Annotated in this window: 1 protein-coding gene; it reads right to left on the bottom strand. The window is 73.4% G+C overall.

The window, feature by feature from the left end:
* Nucleotides 1–354: alpha-ketoglutarate-dependent dioxygenase AlkB (locus AB4Z27_RS29760; protein ID WP_441646080.1), on the bottom strand; the 354-nt coding region annotated here is incomplete at its 3' end.
* Between the last annotated feature and the right edge of the window lie 29 nt (nt 355–383).

Consider the following 383-nt stretch of genomic DNA (forward strand, 5'->3'; position numbering starts at 1 on the left):
AGCCGGCGAGCCGGCGCTGGCGGCGGCGCGCTCGGCCAGCGCGCGGAACACCTCGGGCATGGGCGGCCACGGCGCGCCGGAATCGGGGTCGACGGGGTCGTAGCGGTAACCGGTGCGGTCCGAGACCCATCCCGCCTCGCCGCAGTTGGTCATGGCCACCGACATGCGCAGCCCACCGGGGGTGATCAGGTGGCGGAACGGGGCCTGGGCGCTGACCTGGTCCACGGCGGCCAGCAGGCGGGTATCGACATCCCGCGCAAAACCACGCAGCACCACGGCGCCCGGGCCAAGGGGCTCGGTGGCGGACGGGGTGTCGGGGTCGGCGGGCAGGGCGTCGAAGAGATCGAAAGTCATGGTGAGGTGAGGCGGGGCATGCCGATGAT

The organism is Cupriavidus sp. KB_39 (assembly GCF_052114485.1).
GTDB lineage: Bacteria > Pseudomonadota > Gammaproteobacteria > Burkholderiales > Burkholderiaceae > Cupriavidus.